Origin of the sequence: Planotetraspora phitsanulokensis (assembly GCF_016863295.1) — a bacterium.
Classification (GTDB): Bacteria; Actinomycetota; Actinomycetes; order Streptosporangiales; family Streptosporangiaceae; genus Planotetraspora; species Planotetraspora phitsanulokensis.
Genome location: NZ_BOOP01000013.1, coordinates 103,885 through 128,001, shown reverse-complemented (window position 1 = coordinate 128,001; position 24,117 = coordinate 103,885). Strand labels below are relative to the sequence as shown.

Below are 24,117 nucleotides of genomic sequence, written 5' to 3'. Positions count from 1 at the left end.
CCGTTGTCGTGGTGCGCGGGGCTGACTCTCTCGGAGCTGGAGCGCCCCGGGGTTCGGGGCGGAGCCCTCATGCGGCGGGACTACTTCAACGCTCGTATCTGGAAACCCGCGATCAAGGCGGCTGGGATTCTGCCCGACACCACCTTCCACGATCTGCGGCACACCTTCGCGAGTACGGCTCTGGCCGAAGGCGTTCCGATCTCCGAGGTGTCCCGATGGCTCGGCCATGAGTCGATCACCACGACGGTTGACCTCTACGGGCACCTCGTGCCGGAAGCCTCCGAACGGGCTCGTACGGCGCTCGACAACGCGTTCCGTTCCGCGCTCGATGTGCCCCCAATGTGCCCCGATCATGAATGAGGCGGGAAGAACTCCCAGTTCAGACGGGGAAACAGCGGACGAGTCGGCCTGTAGGCCGGGTTCTGTGATCAGCCGGAGCTGATCGGCGGCCATCCATCTAGGACCGCCGTTGCCGGCGGCCTCAAGCGGTCTACCCGCGCGGCTCGGGCGAGCAGCCCTCGAACGTCGCGCGCGGAACGCCTCCTAGGAAGCGCCCCTTCTTGACCTTGCTCCGGGTGGGGTTTACCTAGCCGCCCACGTCGCCGTGGGCGCTGGTGGTCTCTTACACCACCCTTTCACCCTTACCCCCGAAGGGGCGGTCTGCTCTCTGTGGCACTGTCCCGCGGGTCACCCCGGGTCGGCGTTACCGACCACCCTGCTCTGTGGAGCCCGGACCTTCCTCGGCGGGGCCCGAAAGCCCCGACGCGGCCGCCCGGCCGACTCGTCCGCTGTACTTACAAGCCTAGCGGGTCGGCCGGTTCTCCCCCGCCACAGCGGCCTCCCGGCTCACACCTGAAGATGCGCGGTGTCGTTGAAGGAGCGCATCACGCAGGGGCCGTCGGCGTAGTAGTCGATCACCGAGAGGCAGGCCAGGTCGAGATACATCCGGTAGAGCGCCTGCGGAGGGGCGTCGAGGGCCGACCGGACGAGCAGCTTGATCGGCGTCACGTGCGACACCACGAGAACTGTCCTGCCCTGGTGCGCCTCGATGATCCTCGCCCTGGCCCGCTCGACCCGGAGGGCGGTCGTGGCGAAGCTCTCGCCGCCCGGCGGAGCCACCTCGGGGTCCGCCAGCCAGGCCGTCAGCTCTTCCGGCCACCGCTTCTGGATCTCGGCGAACGTGTGCCCCTCCCACGCACCGAAGTCCGTCTCGCGGAGGTCTTCCTCCACCGACACGGCAAGCCCCACACGGGCGGCCACGGCCTCGGCGGTCTGCCGGGCGCGCGCCAGCGGCGAGCTGACGATCACATCGATCTCGTATGGCTTGCGCGACAACCGTGAGGCGACGGCTTCGGCCTGGGCCAGGCCGACCTCGGTGAGAGGCGGGTCGCCGAGACCCGAGAAGCGCTTGTCCACGGACAACGGGGTCTCACCGTGCCGCAGGAGGATCAGCGACGTGGGCCGGAGGGACGGCCGGGGCATCCATCCGTTGCCGCCGGCCTCCGCAGTCGCCGAAGACTCGACGCGGGTCGTCACGACGGTGGCGGAATCCGTGGCCGAGATGGTCTTGGCCTGCCACTTCTCACCTCGCGCCGCGGCGTCCATGGCCTCGTTGGCGAGCCGGTCCGCGTGGGTGTTCTTCTCTCGCGGGATCCATGTCCACGTAACCCGGAACCGCCGGGCGAGCGCGGCGGCCTCCAGCGCGAGCGGCCGCAGCCCCTCGTGCTTGACCTTCCAGCGGCCGGCCATCTGCTCGATGACCAGTTTGGAGTCCATCCGCACCGTAACGGTGGCGCCCTCGGCACCGAGGGCGACCAGCGCCTCAAGACCGGCGATCAGCCCGCGGTACTCGGCGACGTTGTTGGTCGCGTGGCCGATCGACTCGGCCGCCTCGGCGACGACCTGCCCGTCGGAGTCCTTCACCACGGCGCCGTAGCCCGCGGGGCCGGGGTTGCCCCGCGACCCTCCGTCGGCCTCGACGGCGAACGAGCTCACAGCCCGGACTCGAGGGTTCGGACCAGGATCCGGCGGCACTCCTCACAGCGGACCACCTCGTCAGGAGCGGCGGCCCGGATCCGGTTGAGGTCGGCGATCGACAGGCTGGTGCGGCACCCGAGGCACCGGCCGCCCTGCAACATCGCCGCTCCGGTGCCGGACTGATCGCGCAGCTTCTCGTAGAGGCCGAGCACGTCCGCCGGGATGTCGTCGGTGATCCCGGAGCGCTTGCCCTGGAGTTCGGCGGTCTCCTTGTCGAGCTCGGCGAACGCGGCGTCGCGGCGGTCCCCCGACGAGGCGAGCGCGGCCGTCACCTCGTCCCGCTCGGACTTGAGCGAAGAGACCTGGGTGTCGACGGCCTCGCGGCGCTCCATGATCTCCAGCACGACCTCCTCCAGGTCGCCCTGGCGCCGGTGGAGCGAGGCGATCTCGGACTGGAGGCTGGCCAGGTCCTTGGGCGAGGACACCTGGCCGGAGTCGAGCCGCTTCTGGTCACGCTCGCCCCGGACGCGCACGGCGTCCACGTCGGATTCGGCCTTGGCCTGGTCGCGCGACAGGTCACCGGCCTCGGTCTCGGCGGCGATCACCTGGGTGGCGAGCTGAGCGAGCCTCTTCGACGTCTCCTCGATCTCGGCGAGCTCAGGCAGGGTGCGACGGCGATGCCTCAGCCTGTCGAGCCCCGCATCCAGCTCAGAAAGATCGAGCAGACGCCTCTGTGCTTCGGGTGCGGCCTTCATCCCCATCCTCGATCCAGGTCTGTGGTCGTCCATACATCCGTGACGACGCGGGAGATACGCGCCTCAACATTAATGCCCCTGGCCGCCAGCGCCGACGTCAGATGTCCGGCGGCGTCGGCGAGCCACGGCCATTCCGTGGCCCAGTGGGAGGCGTCGATGAGCGCGGGCCGGTCGCCCGCCTCCATGTGCTCGCTGGCCGGATGGTGGCGCAGGTCCGCGGTCAGGAACACGTCCACTCCGGCGGCTCGGGCCGCCCCGAGCAGCGAGTCCCCCGCTCCCCCGCTCACGGCGACGGTCTCGACCATACGCTCCGGATCGCCCGCCACACGCAGTGCCGTACGGGGAAGGCCGGCCGCGGCGAGTTCGGCGAACCGGCCGAGCGGCATGGGCGAAGGCAGTCGGCCGATCCGGCCGAGCCCGCGGCGCGGGTCGTCCGCCGACGGCTGCAGAGGCCGCAGCTCGGAGGTCAGCCCGACGGCCCGGGCGAGCGCGTCCGAGACGCCGGGGTCGGCGACGTCGGCGTTGGTGTGGGCGGTGTAGAGCGCGACGTCGTTCCTGATCAGCCGGTGGACCACGCGGCCCTTGAACGTGGTCGCCGCGACGCTCGTGGTGCCCCGGAGATAGAGGGGGTGGTGCGTGACGATCAGGTCGGCGCCCCATTCCAGCGCCTCGTCGACCACCACCGCCACCGGGTCCACCGCGAAGAGGACCTTCCGTACGGGCAGCGCCGGATCGCCGCAGACGAGCCCCACCGCGTCCCAGGACTCGGCCCAGGCCGGGTCGTATCGCGCCTCGAGCTCGGCGACGACCTCGGCGAGAGAGCAGGTTGACATCCGCGCAGACTATCGAGAACCGCAAACCGAGGTAACGTCCATGTGATACCAGGCTGCAAGGGAGGACCCGACGTGCCCGTTGACCAGCAGGACATCCACAGGGACGCGGTCGTCGCAGACACGCACAACGATCTCCTGATGGCGGTGTCCGCACGCCCGCCGAAGAAATGGGGCTCCTTCTTCCGCGACCAGTGGTTGCCCCAGTTGGTCGAGGGCGGCGTCGACGTCCAGGTCCTCCCGGTGTTCATCGACGACGCGTACCGCCCGGAGGGAGCGCTGCGCCAGACGCTCCGCATGATCGAATGCGCCCACGTGCTGGCCGAGGAGAACCCCGACGCGGTACGGCTCTGCCACGACGGCACCGAGATCGACCAGGCGCTCGCCCTCGGCAAGATCGCCCTGGTGCTCGCCATGGAGAGCATGCCCGGCATCGACGCGAGCGTGGAGCTCGTCTCGACGATGCATCGGCTCGGCGTCCGCGTCGCCTCCATCGCCCACTGGGGCCGTACGGCTCTCGCGGACGGCAGCGGGCAGGACGGCACCGGGTCGAAGCTGACCAGCCACGGCGTCGAGGCCCTCCAGGAGATGGAACGGCTCGGCATGATCTTCGACGTGTCCCACCTGGGCGCCTCCGGGGTCGCGCACGTCCTGGAGCTCGCGACCCGGCCGGTGATCGCCACGCACTCCTCGGCGCGCGCGCTGCGCGACCATCACCGCAACCTGACCGACGACCAGCTCCGGGCGATCGCGGCCGGCGGCGGCGTGATCTGCGTGAACTTCCTTGCGGCCTTCCTGACCATGGACGCCCGCGCCGCGACCGTCGACCACCTGGTCGACCACATCGAGCACATCGCGGGTGTCACGGGAATCGACCACGTCGGCCTCGGACCCGACTTCATGCGAGAGGTCCATCTCGACCTCACCCCGCCGTGCTGCGAGGGCTTCAGCTACAGCGAGATCGACGCGACGGCGGCCATCCCCGGCCTCGAAGGCCCCCGGGGCCTGCCGCTGGTGACCGAGGCCCTGCTGAAGCACGGCTTCTCCGACGACGAGATCTTCAAGATCGTCGGCGGCAACGTGGTCCGCCTGTTCCGCGCCGAGCTGGGGCAGGGCCGCCGGTGAACCTCGACGGCATGCTGGCCGACCTCGAAGAGCTCGTCGTCTGCGAGTCGTACTCGAGCGACCACGACGCGGTCGCGCGGAGCGCCCGGGTGGTCGCCGCGATGGGGACCCGGATGCTCGACGCGAAGCCCGAGACGGCGGTGATCGGCGGGGTCACCCACCTGCGCTGGACGTTCGGCACGCCTCGGGTGCTGCTGCTCGGCCATCACGACACGGTCTGGCCGATCGGCTCGCTGCGCGACCACCCCTGGTCGGTCTCCGGCGGCATCGCCAGGGGTCCGGGGGTCTTCGACATGAAGGCCGGCCTGGTGCAGCTCTTCCACGCTCTGGCCTCGCTCCCCTCGCCGGACGGGGTCGCCGTCCTCATCGTGGGCGACGAGGAGCTCGGCTCCCCCACGTCCCGCCCGCTGATCGAGGAGAGCGCGGCGGCCTGCGAGGCGGCGTTCGTCCTGGAGGCCAGCGCCGACGGCGGAGCGCTGAAGACGGCGCGCAAGGGCGTCTCCCGGTACGAGCTCGTCGTCCACGGCCGGGCGGCCCACGCGGGCCTGGAGCCCGAGTTGGGCGCCAACGCCGGAGTCGAGCTGGCCCACCAAGTCCTCGCGATCGCCGGCATCGCCGACGTCGTCGAGTCGTCCTCACGCGCCGGTCTGGTCTCGGTGACGCCGACGCTCATGTCCGCGGGGACCAGCTCGAACACGGTTCCCGCGGTCGGCAGGGTCGCCATCGACGTCCGCGTTCCCGACGCCCGGGCTCAGGCCCGGGTGGACGAGCTGATGCGCGCCCTGACGCCCCGGACTCCGGGCACCCGGCTCGAGCTGATCGGCGGCCCGAACCGCCCGCCGCTCGACGCGTCCGCGTCGGCGGGGCTCTTCGAGGTCGCCGGGCGGATCGCCGACGATCTCGGCATGGGATCCCTCGACGGCGTCTCGGTGGGCGGCGGCTCCGACGGCAACTTCACCGCGGGGGTCGGCTGTCCCACGCTCGACGGGCTCGGCGCCGTGGGCGGGGGCGCCCACGCGCCCGGAGAGCACGTCGTCGTCGCGGAGATGCCCGTCCGGGCCCGCCTGGTCGCGGCGCTGACCTCCCATGTGCTCTCGGGCGAGCGTGCCCGGTGAGCGCCCCCGCGCGGCAGGCAGCCGACGCCGCGATCAGGAGCGGCGTACGGCTCTGCGAGCTGCATGACATCCCCGCGTTCGAACAGGTCGCCAGGCTGTTCGACGACATCTGGCACCCCGATCCCAACGATCCGCCCATCACGGTCGAGATGATGCGGGCGCTGTCCCACGCGGGGAACTACGTCGCGGGCGCCTACGACGGAACGGCGCTCGTGGGGGCGTCCGCCGGATTCTTCGCCGCCCCCGTCGGCAAGGTGCTGCACTCCCATGTCACCGGCGCGGTCAGGCGGGGCGCCGGGTTCGCCCTCAAGCTTCACCAGCGAGCCTGGGCGCTCGACCGGGGAATCGACCTCATCACCTGGACCTACGACCCGCTGGTACGGCGCAACGCCTATTTCAACCTGGCGAAGCTCGGGGCCCGTCCCGGCGAGTACCTGCCGGAGTTCTACGGATCCATGACCGACGCGGTCAACGCGGGCGACGAGTCCGACCGGCTGCTCGCCGTCTGGCGGCTCACCGATCCGCACGTCGTGGAGGCCTGCGACGGCAGGCCGTACCGGCCGGAGGTCCCGGCGGACGCGGTCGCCGGCGTCGCGTCGCACGAGGGGCGTCCGATGGTCGGGCCGACGGACGCGCGGGTCGTGCTCGTCGCCCTCCCCGAGGACATCGAGACTCTCCGCCAGCGCGATCCCGGGCTCGCCAAGGCGTGGCGGCATGCCGTACGAGAGGTGCTGGGCGGGATGATGGCGCAGGGCGCCCGGGTGACGGGACTGGCCGACGGCTGCTACGTGGTGGAGCGCACATGAAGATCACAGGAGTCGAGCTGCGGCGGATCTCGATGCCGCTGGTCGCGCCGTTCCGCACGTCGTTCGGGACCGAGCACTCCCGTGACGTGCTGCTGGTCCGGGTGGTGACACCGGAGGCGGAGGGCTGGGCCGAGTGCGTCGCCATGGGCGAGCCGCTGTACTCGCCGGAGTACGTGGACGGGGCGGCCGACGTGATGCGCCGCTTCATGGTCCCGGCCCTCACGGCGCTGCACCACGTCGACGCGTACGGCGTGGGCCAGGCGCTCGAGCCCCTGAAGGGGCACCGGATGGCGAAGGCGGCCCTGGAGACGGCCGTGCTCGACGCCCAACTGCGGGCCTCCGGGGAGTCGTTCGCGCGTTTCCTCGGCGCGTCGAAGGACGCCGTGCCCTGCGGCGTCTCCGTGGGGATCATGAATTCGATCCCGCAACTGCTCGACACGGTCGGCGGCTACATCGCCGAGGGGTACGTCCGGATCAAGCTCAAGATCGAGCCGGGCTGGGACGTGGAGCCGGTCCGGGCCGTCAGGGAGCGGTTCGGGGACGTGCTGCTCCAGGTGGACGCCAACGCCGCCTACACGCTGACCGATGCTGCTCATCTCGCCAAGCTCGACGCGTTCGGCCTGCTGCTGATCGAGCAGCCGCTGGCCGACGACGACCTGGTGCAGCACGCCGAGCTGGCCAGGCGGCTGCGGACGCCGGTGTGCCTCGACGAGTCGATCGAGTCGGCGGCCCACGCCGCCGCGGCGATCTCGCTCAAGGCCTGCTCGGTGATCAACATCAAGCCGGGACGGGTCGGCGGTTACCTGGAGGCCCGGCGGATCCACGACCTGTGCCGGGCCAACGGCGTCGCCGTCTGGTGCGGCGGCATGCTGGAGACCGGCATCGGCCGGGCCGCCAACGTCGCCCTCGCCGCGCTTCCGGGGTTCACGCTGCCGGGTGACACCTCGGCGTCGCGCAGATATTTCGCGAGAGACGTCACCCCGCCGTTCGAGCTGCGCGACGGGCACCTCGACGTGCCTACTGGTCCGGGGATCGGGGTGGACCCCGATCCGGCCGTCCTCGACGAGGTGACGACCTCCGTGGAGTGGCTCGCTGGCTAGCGATATTCTTGTGGTGGTTTGCCCGCTTTTAGTGTCGAATCTCCCTTAATTGGCGACAGGTCGACCAAGTGTGGTCATCTGATCACCGGGGGGGATCTGGTGGACTTGTGGCACGGATGGTCGGTTAGGACGCGCCTGGCGGTGATCGCGAGCGCCGTCATGCTGCTGGTCTGCGCTGCCGCCGGGGCATTCGTCCTGATCTCGGTCCGTGGCACCGCTGAGAAGTACAAGACCGAAGAGGTCGTCTCGACCGCCGTCCGGGTCAGCTACCTCATCAAGCGCGAGCGGCTGCCCCCGGTGATCCTCGACGAGGACGTCTCCGCCGTCCAGGTCGTGAATCCCACGGGCCAGATCGTGTCCACGAGTTACGACCTCTCCGGCAGGCCCCGGATGGCGGCCTTTCGCCCCAGCGAGTCCAGCGCGCAGGAGAGCAAGATCATCTGCCGTTCGCCCGCGTACCCGGACCAGTGCGTGATCGTCGTCGCCCTGCGCGTTCCGCAGTCCGACGGGCAGTGGCTGGCCTACGCCGCCGGTCCCGAGGTGCCCTGGTACGTCAGCCGCGAGCTCCTGATGGCCCTCATCGGCAGTTCCCTGCTGCTGATCGGGCTGACGGCCTTTGGAACGTACCAGACCGTGGGCAAGGCGCTGTCCCCCGTCGAGGCGATCGCGGACAAGCTCGCCGTGATCACCACCACCGACCTGGGCCAACGCGTGCCCGTACCGAAGTACCGCGACGAGATCAGACGGCTCGCGGAAACCGCCAACCAGACACTCGACCGGGCGGAACTCGCCGTCGAACAGCAGCGGCGGTTCGCCTCGGACGCGTCCCACGACCTGCGCAGCCCGCTGACCGCGATGCGCACCGAGATCGAGGAGGCACTGCTCCACCCGGAGGCCACCGACTGGCTTGTCACCGGTGAAGCCCTGCTCGACAGCCTGGACCGGCTGCAGGCCCTCGTCACCGACCTGCTCCAGATCGCCAGGCTGGACGCCGGAGCGGCCCCCAAACTGGAGCACGTCGATCTCGCCGACCTGGCCGCGCGCGAACTCAACCGCCGCCAGCGCAAGGTCGACGTGGACAGGGAGCTGGAGCCGGGCGTGGTCATCATCGGCGACCGGCTCCGCCTCGCGCGCCTGCTCAACAACCTGCTGGACAACGCCGAGCGCCACGCGACGTCGCTGATCACGGTGCGGGTGCGGCTCGACCGGGAGTGGGGGGCCCTGGAGGTCGTCGACGACGGCACGGGCATCCCGGCCGACCAGCGGGAGGTGGTCTTCGAGCGTTTCACCCGGCTCGACGCGGCTCGCAGCAAGGACGCCGGCGGCACCGGGCTCGGGCTCTCGATAGCCCGCCAGATCGCGGAGAGCCACCGGGGGACGCTGACGATCGAGGACAGCTCGGTCGGCGCCCGGTTCGTGTTGCGGCTGCCCATGGCCGCGAGCGCCTGACCCTCACTCGCTGATCACGATGACCGTCGGCACGGGAGCGCCCAGCGCCTCGGTGAGCGCCTCCCGCAGATCGTCCGGAGAACCCACCGCCCGCCCGCGCGCGCCGTACGCGACGGCCAGCGCGACGAAGTCGGGCGCGTGCAGGTCGACCGCGACCGGCGTCATGCCGCGGTTCTTCATCTCGTCGCGGATCTCGCCGAACCCGCCGTTGGCCGAGACCACGATGGGCAGGCTCAGCCGCAACTCCACCGCTGTGGCCAGCTCCTGCACGCTGAACTGGACGGCGCCGTCCCCCGCCAGCACGACGACGGGCCGGTCAGGCATGCCGATCTTGGCCCCGATCCCGGCCGGCAGCGCGAAGCCCAGCGTGCCGTACCCCGTGGGGAACAGGAACCGGCCGGGCGGATCCATCGGCAGGGCGACGAGCGCCCCGTGGTAGACCATCATCGAGTTGTCGCCGACCAGGATCGTGTCCTGCGGCAGTGCTCGGCGCAGTGCGGTGATGTGACCCGCCCACCTGGCGGTGAGCTCGTCCATCTCGGCGAGGTGCTCCCGCCAGGGCTCCTGCCGCGGCCTCGGCACGGCTCCGGCCTGCTCGATCCTGGCGTGCAGCCCCTCCATCGCGAGGCCGGCGTCGGACACGACCGCCACGTCGGCGACGTGGTCGCCGTACATCTGCCCGGGATCCACGTCGACCCTGATCAGAGTCCCGGGTAACACGAAGTCGTCCTGCCAGAGGTCGGCCGGCCCGAGCTCGGTGCCGACAGCCAGCACGACGTCGCAGGAGGCCAGCCATCGCCGGACGCCGGCCAGGTGCAACGTGGCGCCCAGGGCCAGGGGATGGCTCTCCGGGACCACGCCCTTGCCGTTGACCGTGGTCACCACCCGGGCGCCGACGCGCTCCGCGATCCGCATGGCCAGCCGGCCGACCGGCTGGTCCCGCGCTCCCGGCCGCTGCGCGCCGCCGCCGAGCACCAGCCCGGGACGCCTCGCCGTACGGAGGAGCCGCGCCGCCTCGTCGAGCGCGTCGGGGTCGGGAGTGCGCGGCATCAGCCGGTACGGCGGGGCGAGCTTGGCCTCGTCCTCCCGGTCGAGCAGGTCGGCGGGGATCTCGATGTGCACCGGACGGGGCCGTCCTTCGGCGAACTGGCCGAACGCGCGCGCGACGCCCGCGGGGATCTCCCGGACGGAGGTCACGCGGTGGCTCCACGCGCAGAGAGAGTCGATCGCGCCTGACTGGTCCTTGCTCTCGTGGAGGTATCCCCTGCCCTGGCGCGGATGGTCCGTGGGCACACCCGGCGAGATGAGCAGGAGCGGTGAGGAGTCGGAGTACGCCTGGCCGAGTGCGGCGGCCGCGTTGACCGCCGCGGGACCGGTGGTGGTCACGATCACGCCGGGACGGCCGGTGACCCGCGCGTAGCCGTCGGCGGCGTAGCCGGCGCCCTGCTCGTGCCGGGGGGTGACACATCTGATGCCGGCGAGGTCGAGTTCCTGGTAAATGGCCAGATTATGCGTTCCGGGAATGCCGAAGACGGTGTCCACTCCGTGTGAGCGGAGGGCCGCGACAAGCGCACGTGCCCCAGTCAACGACGTCGTCCGGCCGGCTGGGGAGTTCAAATCAGGCATCGCTTCCGGGCGGGAGGAGTCGCAGAAGCATTTCTAATCTGTTTCCGCGCTTCCGCGACGCCAAACCATTTCCTCCGCCTCAGCGAAACGTTTTCCTCAGGGGCCGTCAGACGAATGCCGCCCGTCGCGAACGTGCCGGGCCTGTTTCGTCAGACCTAGGGTTCGGGAATGCGGTCGGCCGCACCCACGGCGTAGCGGTCGGCGTTGCCGCTCAGCAGGTTCTCGATCGACGCGACGGCCTGGTCGAGCATCCTGTCCATCGCCTGACGGGTGTGGGAGGCGACGTGGCCGGTCACGAGCATCCGGCCGCCGAAGTCCCGCAGCAGCCTCGCGGCCGCCTCGGAATCCTTCCCGTAGAACCCGTCGAACACGGCGAGACGGACACGGTCGGCCTTCATGCTCGCGTACAGGGCGGCCGGGTCCACGACCGACGGGCGGGCCGTGTTGATGAGGATCGTCCCGGGGCGTGCTCTGCCGAGAACCCCATCGGAGATCATGGAGGTCGTCGAGGCGTTCCCGGGGACCATGACGACGAGGATGTCGCTCCACTCCGCGAGATCCGGGAGGTCCATGAAGCCCATGCCGAGTGTCCGCTCGAGGCGCTTCTTCCGCGACCGGCTGTAGTACGCCACGTTCGCGTCGAAGGCGCCCCGCAACATCTCCGCGATCCGCGATCCGATGACGCCCATCCCGACGATGCCGACGTTGCGGGCGCTGAGCTCGTACGGCAACTCGTCCGCCGAATCCCAGTCGGGGTAGCGGTTGCCGAACTGCTGGAAGATCCGGAGGTTGGCGTTGAGGATCTGGGCGACGGTGAACGTCGCGACCGAGTCTCTCGCCGCTCCGGGCGTGGACGTCACGACGATCTTCAGGTCGTCGGCCGCGGCCACGTCGACGAACGTCTCGTATCCGACGCCGAGGAAGGCGACCACCTTCAGCGTGGCCTTCGCGCTCTCCAGCGCCGCACGGGTGGCGTACTCCTCCCCCCCGTGCAGATAGGCGACCACGTCCTTGAGCTCGCGCGTCAACTGCTCCTCGGTCAGCAGAGGAGACGGCTGCCTGACGTCGTACCCCCGCGCTTGGAGAAGCTTCAGCCGGCCCGCGTCGAAGCCCGTCCCCGTGACCAGGATCGTCCCCTTCACCGCCCCCCCGCGCGCGGGGCGATCGGCCACGTCATTATGGCCCGATATATCCGTGATCACATCGGTATGGGGCATTTTATCTCTCAGACTAAGGACACGGATGTCCGTTTTTCTCGCGAGCAGCTCCCATCACAGCAAACCCGCCTGTGAGGCGATTTGCCCGCTAGGTCAGGCGACGGAGCAGGAATTCAATGGTATAAGGGTCTTGGTGGTCTCGTCTCCACCTAGCAGCAAAAGCAAGCCCTAAAGGAAGCCGAGAACCCCTTCATCGGCCTGCCGGACTACGTCGTCACCCCGTAGTGCAGAAAGGGTTCGTCTATGAAACTCCAGCCCCGCCAGCAGCTCTTGGAGGTCTGGGAGGCGGCCGCCCGAACGTCGCTCCGCGACGGGGCGTGGACATGGGGCGGGAGAGACGGGTCGAACTCCATCTCCGACGCCGAGCAGCTCCTGTGCTTCATGCATCCGGCCTCCGAGCTCCCCGGCTTCCGGCTGGACACCCCCGACGAGACGGCCGACGACGTGCTGACCTCGCTCGCCCGGCTCGGCGACAGCGTCGAGATCCCCAAGCTCCTCCTGAAGGTCATCGGCGAGTACCTGCGCACCTACACCGGCGACGACGGGCGCCCCCTGTTCGCCGGAGGCACCTACTTCAGCACCGCGGACCCCGACGTGAAGGTCACCCCGGAGCAGCTGCAGCTGGACGTGGTCGACTCCTTCTCCATGTCGGTCACGCTCATGCTGGGCACACTGGGCTTCCTCAAGGTCTTCCGGCAGAGCGTCCGGCGCGAGGACATCCGCAAGGAGATCCGCGCGCTGGAGGAGATGTCCAACACCCGCCTTTCCGCGGCCATGGTCGGGCTGCTGCGCAGTTTCACGGTCAACGCCTTCGACCCCGGCTCCCCCGCGGGCCGCGCCCTGCTGCGCACGGTCAACCAGACCGGCGCCGCCGAACGGCGGGTCCTCGACGACCTGCGACGCGAGTTGCGCCCCGTGCGCGCCGGTCTGCGCGACCTGACGATCGGATCCGGTAGCGAGGTCGACCTCGACAACGAGAACCTGCTGTTCGAGTGCGGCTGGACGTGGGGCATCGTGAAGGACGCCCCCGACGTCGTCACGCCGTTGCACGTCGGGCCGCAGCCCAAGGGCGTCGCCGCGGACAACCCCTTCCTGTACTTCACGGTCAACGCCCTCGTCGGCATCCAGGACCTGTGGTCGGAGCGGACCAGAGTCCTCGGCCTGCTCGACGACGACCAGCTCACCCTGTCCCAGGCTCTCCAGCGCCGCTGGGACATCACCCAGCGCTACTGGCGCACCATCGCCATGTACGGCAAGGGCACCTGGCCGCTGGAGGACATCCCCTGGAAGACCTCCGACGAGAAGGAGTCGGAGTACTACAGCCTCGGCGTCACCGCCATGGTCGTGCAGAGCCTCGTCAACAACCGCACCGGCGACGTCGACCTCGGCCGGGTCGCGGACGTCCTGGAGGAGCTCGCCATCCGGGCGAGGATCATCCGCAGGGCCGTGCCCGGCGACCCGCCCGTGCTCATGCACTCCCCCGGCGTCCAGGTCAATCTGCAGGGCAGCGACGCCCTCGGGCCCCACATGATCTGGGTCGTCTCCGACTTCGCGATCACGTTGCTCAAGAGGACGATCTGGGCCGCCTCGATCGCGCAGAACACCAGGACCAGAGAGAAGCTGCTGAGTCTGGCCGACCGGATCTGGGCGCACATCATGCAGCGGCGGGGCACCGAGGGCGTCGGACGCGGGCTCTGGGACCAGCCCTCCAACGTCTTCAGCGACCTCGAGGCGCACCACGAGGAGCCGTCCTGGTACTTCAGCGAGCGCGTGGTCGAGTTCCTCGTCGCGGCCGCCCAGGCCGGCGGCGAATCCCCGCTGCGGAGCCCACAGCTGGTCGACTTCGCCTACCAGATGCTCAGCGAGGCCGAGCATCTGCTGGACCAGGAGCTCGTCACCAGGCCGCTGATCGGCGGGCAGACCATCCAGCCCAAGCTGCGGAGCATCCAGGCCGCGCTCGGCCGGGCCCGATCGATCATCACTAGCAGACCAGCCACCGCCAACGCCCTTGTGATCGACGCGCTCCTCGACCTGGAACGCCTCACCGCCGCGCGCGACAGCGCCTCGGAGGCGATCTGATGCTGATCTTCGCCATCTCGGACAAGGGCGGGACCGGCCGGTCGGTCACCAGCACGAACATCGTGTACCGGCATGCCCTGCAGGGCAACGACGTCTGCTATCTCGACTTCGACTTCGGTTCTCCCACCGCCGGCGCGATCTTCAGCGTCGGCTCCGTGGCCAGGGGGACCACGCGCAAGGGCCTGCACGACTACCTCCTCAGCGAGGTCGCCCCCGAGCCGCACCGCGTGGACGTCTGGACCGAGTCCGACCGGGAGGGGCTGCGGACCAAGCCGCCCGGTGCGGGACGGCTGGTGTTGTTCCCCGGCAACGAGGGCGGCGGTGAGCTTCCCGCCGTCGACGAGGAGGCGCTCCGGCGGTGCGTGCAGCTGTTCAGCCGCCTCGATGAGGAGTTCGACCTGGTCATGGTCGACGTGAGCGCCGGCCGCTCCTTCACCGCGGAGATGGTCCTGCAGGCCACGGTGCGGCTTCCGTCGGTGCCCTTCCGCTGGCTGGTCTTCCATCGCTGGACGCGTCAGCACATCCTCGCCGCCGACGGCCTGGTCAACGGGGCCGACGGCCTGCTCGACGTCGGCACGAGGTTCGGCCACGACCGCGACAAGCTCCGGGACCGCATCCGTTTCGTCAGGACCGCCGTCCTCGAACCCGACGCCGCCGAACTGGTCGGCCTGCGTGACGAGCAGCGAGCCTGGTTGTTCGCCTGCGACACCGAGCTTCGCGAGCTGGCGAGCCGGCACAAGGTCGGCCGTACGGCGATGCTCGGCAAGATCCCGCTGGACCCGATCCTCCAGTGGCGCGAGCAGCTCATCTCGGACGAGGACGTCCTGGCGAGCAAGATCGCGAATGCCGAGACGGCCGCGGCGTTCGACGACCTGGCCAAGAAGATCGTGGACGACGCGGCGTGGGAGGGTCTGTGACCTCGGTGAACGCGACGTTCGGCGAGGTCGCGGCTGAGCGCCGGATCGCGTCCGCTCCCCTCTCCCACGTGTCCATCGAGCTCGGGCATCTCTACATGGAGGACTTCGAGGCCGGGCCGGAACGGCTGCGCGAGCAGTTCCGCCGGGTCGCTCCGTGGGCCGGCACCGTGCGGTCGAGCTGGCAGGACCGCATCCCCGGGGGACGCGCCAGGGTCAGCACGTGCTTCCTCATCGACGACTACTTCAGCAAGTTCAGCACCCCGGCCGAACTGGTGCCGATGGTGCTCGACGCGGCGGCCGACTGCGACCTGACCATCGACTACATCGCCAGGGAGTCGGCCTGCGCCGAATCGGACGGCATCGAGCTCGCCAGGCTGGTGGAGGACCGGCTGGTCAACGACCCTCCGCCGGACACCAACGGGTCCCGCCCGCCGGTGAAGGAGAGCGGCTGGCTATGTAACGGGGCACGGTCACCGCAGGTGGGAACCGTACAGGCCATGGGAAAGGCCAACCGGTGGGCGCCGCCGCTGCAGAACGCCAAGCGCGGCCACTCCATCTTCGTGGACGTGGAGTTGTGGGACGAGAACGGCGGGAAGCGCACATGGTCGTGCCCGTTCCTGGCCGCGGTCTGGCAACTCCTGCGCCTCGGGCTGCTGCGCACGGACGGACGGCTCCCGCTCCGGCCGGTCATGCGTGAGGACGCCTTCCCCGACGACTGGGAGTCCCTCCCCGCCGTCATGCAGTTGAACCCGGCAGCGGCGCCGTTCAGCGCGTACACCACGTTGTCCGTTCTCTCTCCTCGTTTCCTGCCCGTCGAACTGGCCGTGCGCACGATCCTGAGCCAGGTGGCGGTGGACGGCGACGTCCTGAAGCAGGTGGTCGCGCGAAGCGGCGGCGAGGGCATCCGGCTCGAAGAAGAGCTCGTGGATCGCATCTCCTACGTCTTCACTTAGGAGCCTTCGAGCTGATGCTTGTAATGGGGGAAGTACACACCGGGCTGCTGCAGAACTCCGGGGAGATACCCGAATCGACCTGCCGGGACGTGCTCCAGCTCCTCTCCGGCGAGAGGGTGCGCGTCTCCCGGCGGCCCATCGTCTACGCCGTGTCGCCGGATCTGCTGACCGGAGTCGACTGCCGCCTGCCGTCGGCGTCACAGTCGCGGATCAGGGGGGCCGGAACGGTTCTGTCCCGTTCCTCCATCACCGGCGGGCGGGTCGTGCAGGGTTCCTCACACACCCGGATCGAACGCAGCGGATCCGACCGCAGGCAGCCGTGGTCGCACTACCTCGCCCGGCCGGGCGTGGTCGAGGCGCTCGGCAAGGCCAAACCCCGGGACCTCGCCGACGGGTTCGCCGAGGAACCGTCCGCGGACGGTCTCGACCTCGGCGCCATCAGCGCACGTTTCATGGACGTGGTCCAGTCGTCCCCGCTCCTCGACAGGCGGGCGCCGTTCAAGATCGCGCGTACGCGGCTCCGCTGGGTGGCGGAGCCCGGCGAGCCGGCCATCCACTTCACCCTGCACTCCGATCAGATGCGCACGGTGCGGCTCGTCCACACCGGCGAGTTCACTCCCGCCGTCGTCGACCTCTGCGAGGACCTCGCGCTGCACGACTGGCTGCTGACCGCCCTGCTGGTCATCATCGAACGCGCGCGCATCGGCGGCACGCCGGGGCCCGAGGCGGCGGCCAAGCTCGCTCCCGCGGTGGACCACCTCCTGCATCTGTGGATGCCGTCGGCCCGAGTCGACGATCTGCTGAGCCCCTACTGGGAGAGCCTCGACCGGCGCCCGGGATTCACTCGTCAGTGGCAGTCACTGGTCGACCGCGTCCGCGACCAGCTCGCTGTCCACACGTTGGCCTTCTTACGAGAGAAAAGCGGGGGCGGGGCCCGGTGACGGTGAAGAGCAAGCTGACGCGCGAGATCATGCCGCCTACCCTCAGGAAGATCCTCATCACGGCGGCGGTCGGGGTCCCGACCTATTTCGTGACCGACGACAACGGCCCGTTCCTCAGCGCCGGCGCGGAGCCCCAGGCGTGGGGTCTCATCCTCACCGTCCTCATCAGCGCCGTGGTCACCGTCGTCCAGTACCTCATCGACGTCGACAAGCAACTGGAGGCGACCCGCCGCGAGGTCGTGGACGGCCTGTCGAGAATCAACGAGGCGACCGAGCTGTTCGGGCTGGTGGAAGCGTCGGCCGTACAGACCGACGTGGTCACCCAGCTCGTGCGCAACGCCACGAGGGTGGACAAGGGGATGCCGGCGCTCGTCCAGGCGTTCGCCCAGACGGAGATCGCCAGAATCTCCACGCTTCTGCGCGAACTCGGCGAGGGGAACGTCATCTACGAAGGCGAGGACCGCGACTGGCTCCTCGGCCTCACCGCGAACACGCGGCGCAGCCTGGACGCCCTGAGCCTGAACATGGTCGACCAGGGGATCACCGAGTTCGACGGCGGGTTCTGGACCACCGACGCCGGCCAGCGCTACCTGGAGGCGCAGCGGGACCGCATCCGCGAAGGCGTGCGCATCCGCCGCATCTTCTTCGTGGATCGTTCCGAAGTGGAGTCGGAGAAGTTCCGCCGCATCTGCAAGATGCACTCCGAGATCGGCGTACAGGTGCGCGTGCTCACGCCGGACACGCTTGTCACGCCGCTGGGACTGTTCGACTTCATCGTCTTCGACGACGTCGTCAGCTACGAAGTGACTCCGTCTCCGCAGGTGGGTGAGATCACCACGCACACCTTCGTGCACACCCTCCTGGTACTCGAGCCGCCGCAGGTGAAGCGGCGGACCGACCGGTTCAGTGAGCTGTGGGAGCTGTCGTCTCCGCTGGCGTAGCCGGGACGAACTTCCGGTCGGGCCGGCAGATGCCGAGGAGCTTGCGCGTCTCCGCGTCGACGTCATGGCGGATGAGGGCCGAGACCATCTCCGCCGTGACGGGCGCGAGGGTCACGCCGAGGCCGCTGTGGCCGGTGGCCGCCAGGACCCGCTCATGGGCGTCGACGAAACCGATGATCGGCATGTGATCCGTGCTCCCCGGGCGCAGCCCGGCCCAGCGCTTCTCGATGGGCCAGCTCGCGGCGGCCGGCATCAGCGCCGCCACACCCCGCATGATCTCGTCGCGCGCGCGGTCGGTCACCTCCGCCTCGCTGACCCGCGGCTCGTAGGTGACGCCGACGGCGACTCTGCCGTCGTGCCGCGGGACGAGGTAGGGGTACCCCTCGTAGCCGTCCTCGATGATCTCGGTGAAGACGTGGTGCCGCAGCGGGTATTCGGTGGCTCCGGGCGGCCGCATGTCGAAGGCCTCGCCCTTGATCGGGAACAGGTGCTCCCTGAGCTCGGGCAGGAAGTGCGCGCTGTGATGCCCGGCGGCCACCACCACGGTGCCCGCCGAGATCCGCGAGCCGTCGGCGAGCTCGACGTCCACACCGTTCGGCGTCGACACGAGGCCGGTGGCGCGCGAGCCCAGCCGTACCCTGACGGGAGCGCCTCCTGCCGTCAGCGCACCGCCGAGGGCGACCATGAGCTCGCGCGGGTCGAGCGCCAGCTCTTCGGGGAGCAGGAATCCGCCGACGACCGCGTCGCTCAGCAGCGGCTCGAGCTCCTTGGCGTCGGCGGCGGTGAGGCGGACGACGGCGAAGGGCGAGTTCTTCCACTGCGGCAGGACGTCGGTCTCCAGCCGCGTCATCGCGTCGTCGTCGAGCGCGACCTGGATGTCGCCGCCGTCCAGCACATGGACCGCGGCGCCGGAGATCGAGGTGAGCTCGTCGAGCCATTCCTGGTACATGTCGCGGCTGCGCTTGATGACCGTGCTCAGCGGGCCGAGGCAGGCGGGTTCGGTCTGCGTCAGGATGCCGCCCATGGCCGCGTCGGAGGCGCCGAGGCCGAGGCGATCCCCGGCGTCGACGAGGACGACGCTGCGCCCTTCAGAACCGAGGCGGTGAGCGATCGCGCATCCGATCACACCACCGCCGATGATCGCGACATCGCAGGTTTCAGGCAACCCGGGCTCCTCAGTGCTTCCGCGCGATCCCCTCGCTTCGACGGTAGGCGAGGCAGCGCCGTTCTAGAAGGTCACAGACTCGTGGCCTTGGTGGGTCACTGTACCGCGCGGGAATCTTGAAAGCGCGGAAAACGGAGCGAGTTCCCGCTGCGCCGAGACACCTTCGCCGCGGCCGCGGGCGCGTTCGTAAAATGGGACGCCTGACGCGCCGCCCCCGGCCCGCGCCTCGTGACGGACCTGCTCCGATGGGAGGGAGCCGACATGGCGAAGACAGCGATTGTCACCGGAGGGTCGTCCGGAATCGGACGAGCGCTCGCCGTCGAACTGCTCCGCCTCGGAGTCGACGTCACCATCGCCGACATCGCGGACGCCGACTCCACCGCCCGTGAGCTCGGCTGCGCCGGCGCCCGCCTGGACGTCACCGACGCGGCCGCCGTTGAGGACCTGGTCAGAGGCGTCAAGGCGGACCGGGGACGGCTGGACTTCCTGTTCAACAACGCCGGCATCGTGGTCGCGGGCCGGACCGACGAGCTGACCCTCGACCACTGGAACCGCATGATCGACGTCAACCTGCGCGGGGTGGTGCACGGCGTCCACGCGGCATACCCGATCATGGTCGAGCAGGGCTACGGGTACATCGTCAACACCGCCTCCCTGGCCGGGCTGATCCCCGCACCGCTGATGTTGCCGTACACGACCACGAAGCACGCCGTCGTCGGACTGACCCTGGCGCTCCGGGTGGAGGCGGCGGCGCACGGGGTCAAGGTGAGCGCGATCTGCCCCGGCTTCGTCGACACCCCGCTCCTCGACCACGCCAACCCGGGCCTGCCGCAGACCGAGATCGGCCGCCTGGCCAAAACGATCGGCGCCAGGGTGCAGAAGCGGCTCTACCCTCCCGACGCTGTGGCACGCGATGTCATCCGCGGCATGGAACGCGGCCGGGCGCTCATCGTGATGCCGTCGTTCGCCAGGCGGGCGTGGAGTCTCGTACGGCTCTCGCCTGACCTGGCCGTCCGTGTGACCCGCCAAGCCGCCCGCCGAGCCCTCCCCTGACCGCGATCCGCAGTGTTCGTGATCATTCATAGCTTCGGCGGGGGCAGGGCGTCGTCCCGGGGAAATCACCGGGGAGGGCCGGACGCCGACCTGCCCAGCCCTCCACACGGCTTCGAAATTTTCGGATCTTTCCCGAATGTTTCGTGACCCGGAGAATAAATAAGCCGAACTACACCGTCAAGGGGCGCCGTGGGAGCGATCCCACCGCGCTATCCCGTCGCACCGGCCCTACCCTGCGGGAAGGCCACCGAAAGTTTTCGGATACGCTCTGACTCATGCCAGCAAAAAGGCGGGTGACGATCGCCCTCATCGCACAAGAGGCCGGGGTCTCCGTACCGACCGTCTCCAAAGTGATCAACGGGCGTCCCGAGGTCGCCCCGGACACCCGGCAGCGCGTCGAGCGTCTGCTGCACAAGCACGGCTACCAGCGCAGGACCGGACAGGGCGACGGGCCGGTGGGCCTGCTCGACCTGGTCTTCGCCGAGATCGAGAGCCCGTGGGCGATGGAACTGGTCCGGGGCGCCGAGGCCGCCGCCCACGAAGCCGGCGCAAGCGTCGTCATCTCGGTCCTGCACACCCACGCCGGCCCCGGACGCGACTGGCTGGAGCGCATCGCCGCCCGGCGGACCGACGGAGTGATCATCGTCGGTTCCCGGCTCTCCGTCCGGCAGCAGGGGCAGCTCAGCGCCCGTTCGATCCCGTTCGTCGTCGTCGACCCGGAGGGCGAACCGGCCTCCGGCGTGGCGTCCGTCGGCGCCACCAACTGGCACGGCGGTCTGGCCGCCACCCGTCACCTTCTCAGCCTCGGCCACACGAGGATCGGCATGATCGGCGGGCCGGCCGACATGTTGTGCAGCCGGGCCAGGATCGACGGCTATCGCGCGGCACTGGAGACCGCGGGCCTCGGCATCGATCCCGAACTCATCAGGAACGGCGACTTCCTCGTCAACTCCGGCCATGTCCAAGCCCACAACCTGCTGTCGCTGCCCGAGCCGCCCACCGCCATCTTCGCGGGAAGCGACCTGCAGGCGTTCGGCGTGTTCGAGGCCGCCCGCCAGCGGGGCCTGCGCGTACCCGAGGACCTGAGCGTCGTCGGCTTCGACGACCTGCCCCTCGCCCGGTCGGCATGGCCGCCGCTGACCACGGTCCGGCAGCCGCTCCAGGAGATGGCCGCCCTCGCGGCCCGCATGGTGCTCGCGATGGGGCGCGGAGAAGGGTCCGAAGCCCCCCGCGTCGAGTTGGCGACCGACCTCGTCATCCGCGAAAGCACCGAGCCGCCTCGCTGACGATTCCCTGAGGACCACAGAAAACCCTCGGAAATCCCCTCAGCTCGGGAAACCCGCCGATAGGCGATTCCCGCCGCTTAGACGCCTCGCTCGTACGGCCATGGCCGTACAAGCGGGGCACGAGGGAGGGACCGCCGGAAGCGGTGGCCGATCGGAGCGGGAAAATCCAGGGCTTCCGGCCGACGTGTTCCGGCTCGTCCAGCTTCATTCGCGTTCGATCCCTTTGCTCAGACCGTGTGCTGTTCGCGCTATCGTTTCTGCAAAATTGCAGGGTTTTCGTGAAACGAGGCTGACGGTTGCAGGGCGTACGAGGAGCGGCCGTCACGGCGTTTGTCGCAGCACTTGTTCTGACTCTTCTCGGCATTCCGGGCGCACAGGCGGACGCGCATGCCGCGCGGATCGTAGTCGCTCCAACGCCGCAGGTCACCCCCACGCCGCACGTCACCCCGACGCCGCAGGTCACACCCCGGACAACCGGCCCAGCCTCAAGCACGGCCACGCCTCAGGCCACCAGCAGCGCGGACCGGACCGCACGCCCGAATACGCGGACCGCTCAGACGATGCCCAAGGCGACCGGCACCGGCACCGCGACGCAGGCCCGTGTAGAGCAGCGGCCCTGCCCCCTGCGGCTTCCGGCGGGAACCATCTGCGGCGTCCTCGTCGTCCCCGAACGGCGCGACATGCCGTCCGGACGGACCATCAAGGTCGGCTATGCCGTCCACTACGCGGAGGGACCCGCCCGCAAGGCCGACCCGGTCGTCTACATGGGCGGCGGACCGGGTGCGTCGTCGGAGCAGGTGATCCCGTTCCTCGCGGGGATGCTGCCCGACCGTGACGTCGTCGCGATCGAGCAGCGCGGCGATCGCTACTCCGAGCCGCGCCTGCAGTGCCCGGAGATCGCCGAGAGCCTCGTCCAGGTGCTCCAGACCACCGGCCAGGCCGCGCAGGAGAGCGCGCTGCTGGCCAAGGACGGCCTGGCCTGCCAGGCCCGCCTGGCGCAACAGTCCTCACTCGCCGGGTACCGGACCTCCGAGATCGCCGCCGACGTTGTCGATCTGCGCAAGGCGCTCGGCTATCCGAAGTGGAACCTGCTGGGCGTCAGTTACTCCACCCGTGTGATGCTCCAGGCCGCCGCCAAGGACCCGCAGGGCACCCGGAGCGTGGTGCTCGACTCGCTGGTCCCGGGCCGGGTCGGACCGGACGGCGACGGCTGGCCCCGGCTCGCCGCGACCATCGCGAAGCTGGACATCACCACCCGATTCGACGCGATGGTCGCGCGGCTGAACGCGCAGCCGGTCTCGCTCCGCACCCGTGACCCGCTCACGGGCGGTGAGGTCACAGTTGTCCTCGACGGAGCTGATGTGGCCACGATCCTGGCGGAATCCCTCCAGGAGCCCGGAGTCATCCCGATCATCCCCGCGCTCGTCGACGGCGTCGCCGACGGCCGTACCGGGCTGCTTCAGCCCCTCGTGGACGGCGTGGGAGACGAGCTGTCGTCGCACGAGTGGGGCCTCTACTACGCGGTCAAGTGCCAGGACCAGCCGCCTACGGCAACGAAACCGGGTATCCGGCCGCTGTTCACCGACGCCGCGGACGCCGCGGTGTGCTCCGCGTGGCCCGTGCCCGAGAAGACGACGGCCGCCTCACCCCCGACCGGTACGGCCGGCACGAAGTCCGGCACCAGGTCCGGCTCAGGCGGTAAGACCACCGACCGCGCGAACACGTCCACAGGAAAGGGCACGACCGGCAACGGCGGCTCCGCGACCGGGACGGGCACTCCCCAGGGCGGCACCCAGGGCCAGACGACTCAGAGCAAGTCTCCCCAGGGTCAGACGCCCCAGGGCAAGACTCCTCAGGATCGGACTCCGAGGACCCGCACGACACCCGGAACGACCGGAACGACCGGATCCGGCACCACGCGAACCGGACGAGCGGGCAGGACCAAGACTCCTCGCCTGCCACGGACACCCACGCGCAAGCCGGGCCTCAGCGCGCCGGTCCTCGTCGTGGGCGGCCAGTTCGACGCCACGACCCCTCCCGAGGCCGCCCGCGAGATCGCGCTGCGCACGCCGTCCGCGCGCTTCGTCGAGTTCGCCGGGGTGGGCCACGGAGTGTTGTTCAGCAGCCATTGCGGCCAGCGTACGATCGCGACGTTCCTCGACGACCCCGCCGCCGGCGCGCCCTGCGACCCGGCGGAGGCCCCCCGGCCGATGGTCCGGCCCGGCACGATCCTCCTCACCTCGTCCGCGTACGAGATCGCGAAGCACCCCATCCTGCTGGTTCCGCTGGCTGGGTTCGCCCTCGTGTCGGTTCTTCAGTTGCTGCTCGGGCTGGTGGCGCTGGTCCGCCGCCGCGGCGACTGGCTCGCCGTCCTCGGCGGCCTGCTGGGGCTGGCGTTCGTCGTGCTCGTCGTCCACAGCGTGCGCGGCTTCGCCGTGACGACGTTGTCGATCGGCCTGCCGGAGGAAGTCCCCTGGTACGGACTGATCGCCGTCGTCGCCTGGCTGGTGTCCACCGTGTCCGCGTTCCGGCTGCGGGCCCGGGCGTTCGCGATCCTCCCGTGCCTGGCCGGACTGGCTTTCATCACCTGGATGTACGGCTGGGTGTTGGCGTAGCGCCTCAGGACGACGATCGCTCCGGAGTCCATACACGCGTAGGGCGCCGGCTCGAGTTCGTGCATGATCACGCTCGGAGTTCACCCTGGTCGTACGGCATGCCGCCGAACCTGTACATGATCACCTCTGGGGGTTCATGATCACGCCCGAGAGGTGGGGTTAAGGGG

General features: G+C 69.9%; 20 protein-coding genes and 1 other RNA gene. 14 read left to right on the top strand and 7 right to left on the bottom strand.

The features are described 5' to 3' along the window. The first annotated feature begins 69 nt into the window (after positions 1-69). The gene (locus tag Pph01_RS16270; protein ID WP_204073925.1) at positions 70-360 is read left to right on the top strand and encodes a tyrosine-type recombinase/integrase; all 291 of its coding nucleotides are present in this window, start codon (positions 70-72) and stop codon (positions 358-360) included. 35 nt (positions 361-395) lie between these two features. Here Pph01_RS16270 and rnpB read toward each other — a convergent pair. The 4 genes from rnpB to Pph01_RS16250 all read right to left on the bottom strand — a co-directional run bounded on the left by rnpB (position 396) and on the right by Pph01_RS16250 (position 3,565). After that, an RNA gene (rnpB, locus tag Pph01_RS16265) (RNase P RNA component class A) lies at positions 396-784 on the bottom strand. Between the two features lie 62 nt (positions 785-846). Then, a complete protein-coding gene (locus Pph01_RS16260; protein ID WP_204073924.1) occupies positions 847-1,995 on the bottom strand; it encodes a bifunctional RNase H/acid phosphatase in 1,149 nt (382 codons plus the stop codon). Beyond that, complete coding sequence (locus Pph01_RS16255) at positions 1,992-2,732, bottom strand: zinc ribbon domain-containing protein (RefSeq protein WP_204073923.1); 741 nt, start codon at positions 2,730-2,732, stop codon at positions 1,992-1,994. The genes Pph01_RS16260 and Pph01_RS16255 overlap by 4 nt, the downstream gene beginning before the upstream one ends. Next, positions 2,729-3,565, bottom strand: a complete 837-nt coding sequence (locus Pph01_RS16250) for a Nif3-like dinuclear metal center hexameric protein (RefSeq protein WP_204073922.1) — start codon at positions 3,563-3,565, stop codon at positions 2,729-2,731. The genes Pph01_RS16255 and Pph01_RS16250 overlap by 4 nt, the downstream gene beginning before the upstream one ends. 72 nt (positions 3,566-3,637) lie before the next feature. Between Pph01_RS16250 and Pph01_RS16245 the strand changes: the two genes are divergently transcribed. The 5 genes from Pph01_RS16245 to Pph01_RS16225 all read left to right on the top strand — a co-directional run bounded on the left by Pph01_RS16245 (position 3,638) and on the right by Pph01_RS16225 (position 9,157). After that, a complete protein-coding gene (locus Pph01_RS16245; protein WP_239116743.1) occupies positions 3,638-4,687 on the top strand; it encodes a dipeptidase in 1,050 nt (349 codons plus the stop codon). Beyond that, a complete protein-coding gene (locus Pph01_RS16240; RefSeq protein WP_204073921.1) occupies positions 4,684-5,802 on the top strand; it encodes a M20/M25/M40 family metallo-hydrolase in 1,119 nt (372 codons plus the stop codon). Before Pph01_RS16245 ends, Pph01_RS16240 begins: the two co-directional genes overlap by 4 nt. Continuing rightward, entirely contained in the window at positions 5,799-6,608 is an 810-nt protein-coding gene (locus Pph01_RS16235) for a GNAT family N-acetyltransferase (RefSeq protein WP_204073920.1), read from the top strand. The genes Pph01_RS16240 and Pph01_RS16235 overlap by 4 nt, the downstream gene beginning before the upstream one ends. Then, positions 6,605-7,708 (top strand): o-succinylbenzoate synthase, encoded by a 1,104-nt coding sequence (gene menC / locus Pph01_RS16230; RefSeq protein ID WP_204073919.1) that lies wholly within the window; start codon positions 6,605-6,607, stop codon positions 7,706-7,708. The genes Pph01_RS16235 and menC overlap by 4 nt, the downstream gene beginning before the upstream one ends. 141 nt (positions 7,709-7,849) lie before the next feature. Beyond that, entirely contained in the window at positions 7,850-9,157 is a 1,308-nt protein-coding gene (locus Pph01_RS16225; RefSeq protein ID WP_239116742.1) for a sensor histidine kinase, read from the top strand. Positions 9,158-9,160: 3 nt separating this feature from the next. Here the strand turns inward: Pph01_RS16225 and Pph01_RS16220 are convergent, their stop codons facing one another. Both Pph01_RS16220 and Pph01_RS16215 read right to left on the bottom strand, forming a co-directional pair. Continuing rightward, entirely contained in the window at positions 9,161-10,783 is a 1,623-nt protein-coding gene (locus Pph01_RS16220; protein ID WP_204073918.1) for a 5-guanidino-2-oxopentanoate decarboxylase, read from the bottom strand. A gap of 155 nt (positions 10,784-10,938) precedes the next feature. Further along, complete coding sequence (locus Pph01_RS16215; protein ID WP_204073917.1) at positions 10,939-11,925, bottom strand: 2-hydroxyacid dehydrogenase; 987 nt, start codon at positions 11,923-11,925, stop codon at positions 10,939-10,941. A 318-nt stretch (positions 11,926-12,243) separates the two neighbouring features. Here Pph01_RS16215 and Pph01_RS16210 point away from each other — a divergent pair, with 318 nt between their 5' ends. The 5 genes from Pph01_RS16210 to Pph01_RS16190 are packed head-to-tail and all read left to right on the top strand — an operon-like array spanning position 12,244 to position 17,831. Next, positions 12,244-14,079, top strand: coding sequence for an SCO2524 family protein (locus Pph01_RS16210; protein WP_204073916.1), 1,836 nt, complete (start codon positions 12,244-12,246; stop codon positions 14,077-14,079). Further along, positions 14,079-14,996, top strand: coding sequence for an SCO2523 family variant P-loop protein (locus Pph01_RS16205; protein ID WP_204073915.1), 918 nt, complete (start codon positions 14,079-14,081; stop codon positions 14,994-14,996). Before Pph01_RS16210 ends, Pph01_RS16205 begins: the two co-directional genes overlap by 1 nt. Further along, on the top strand, positions 14,993-15,949 hold the full coding sequence (locus Pph01_RS16200; protein WP_204073914.1) for an SCO2522 family protein: 957 nt from the start codon (positions 14,993-14,995) through the stop codon (positions 15,947-15,949). Before Pph01_RS16205 ends, Pph01_RS16200 begins: the two co-directional genes overlap by 4 nt. A gap of 23 nt (positions 15,950-15,972) precedes the next feature. Then, positions 15,973-16,890 carry an SCO2521 family protein gene (locus Pph01_RS16195; RefSeq protein WP_204073913.1) on the top strand — a complete coding sequence of 306 codons (918 nt, stop codon included), beginning with the start codon at positions 15,973-15,975 and terminating at the stop codon, positions 16,888-16,890. Continuing rightward, the gene (locus Pph01_RS16190) at positions 16,887-17,831 is read left to right on the top strand and encodes a hypothetical protein (protein ID WP_204073912.1); all 945 of its coding nucleotides are present in this window, start codon (positions 16,887-16,889) and stop codon (positions 17,829-17,831) included. The genes Pph01_RS16195 and Pph01_RS16190 overlap by 4 nt, the downstream gene beginning before the upstream one ends. On the opposite strand, the gene Pph01_RS16185 is transcribed toward Pph01_RS16190, so the two are convergent. Further along, positions 17,794-18,996, bottom strand: a complete 1,203-nt coding sequence (locus Pph01_RS16185) for an NAD(P)/FAD-dependent oxidoreductase (RefSeq protein ID WP_204073911.1) — start codon at positions 18,994-18,996, stop codon at positions 17,794-17,796. The genes Pph01_RS16190 and Pph01_RS16185 overlap by 38 nt on opposite strands. Before the next feature lie 261 nt (positions 18,997-19,257). Between Pph01_RS16185 and Pph01_RS16180 the strand changes: the two genes are divergently transcribed. The 3 genes from Pph01_RS16180 to Pph01_RS16170 all read left to right on the top strand — a co-directional run bounded on the left by Pph01_RS16180 (position 19,258) and on the right by Pph01_RS16170 (position 23,950). Then, the gene (locus tag Pph01_RS16180) at positions 19,258-20,049 is read left to right on the top strand and encodes an SDR family NAD(P)-dependent oxidoreductase (protein WP_204073910.1); all 792 of its coding nucleotides are present in this window, start codon (positions 19,258-19,260) and stop codon (positions 20,047-20,049) included. A gap of 275 nt (positions 20,050-20,324) precedes the next feature. Next, positions 20,325-21,335, top strand: a complete 1,011-nt coding sequence (locus Pph01_RS16175; protein ID WP_204073909.1) for a LacI family DNA-binding transcriptional regulator — start codon at positions 20,325-20,327, stop codon at positions 21,333-21,335. A 560-nt stretch (positions 21,336-21,895) separates the two neighbouring features. Then, positions 21,896-23,950, top strand: coding sequence for an alpha/beta hydrolase (locus tag Pph01_RS16170; RefSeq protein WP_204073908.1), 2,055 nt, complete (start codon positions 21,896-21,898; stop codon positions 23,948-23,950). Positions 23,951-24,117 lie beyond the last annotated feature (167 nt).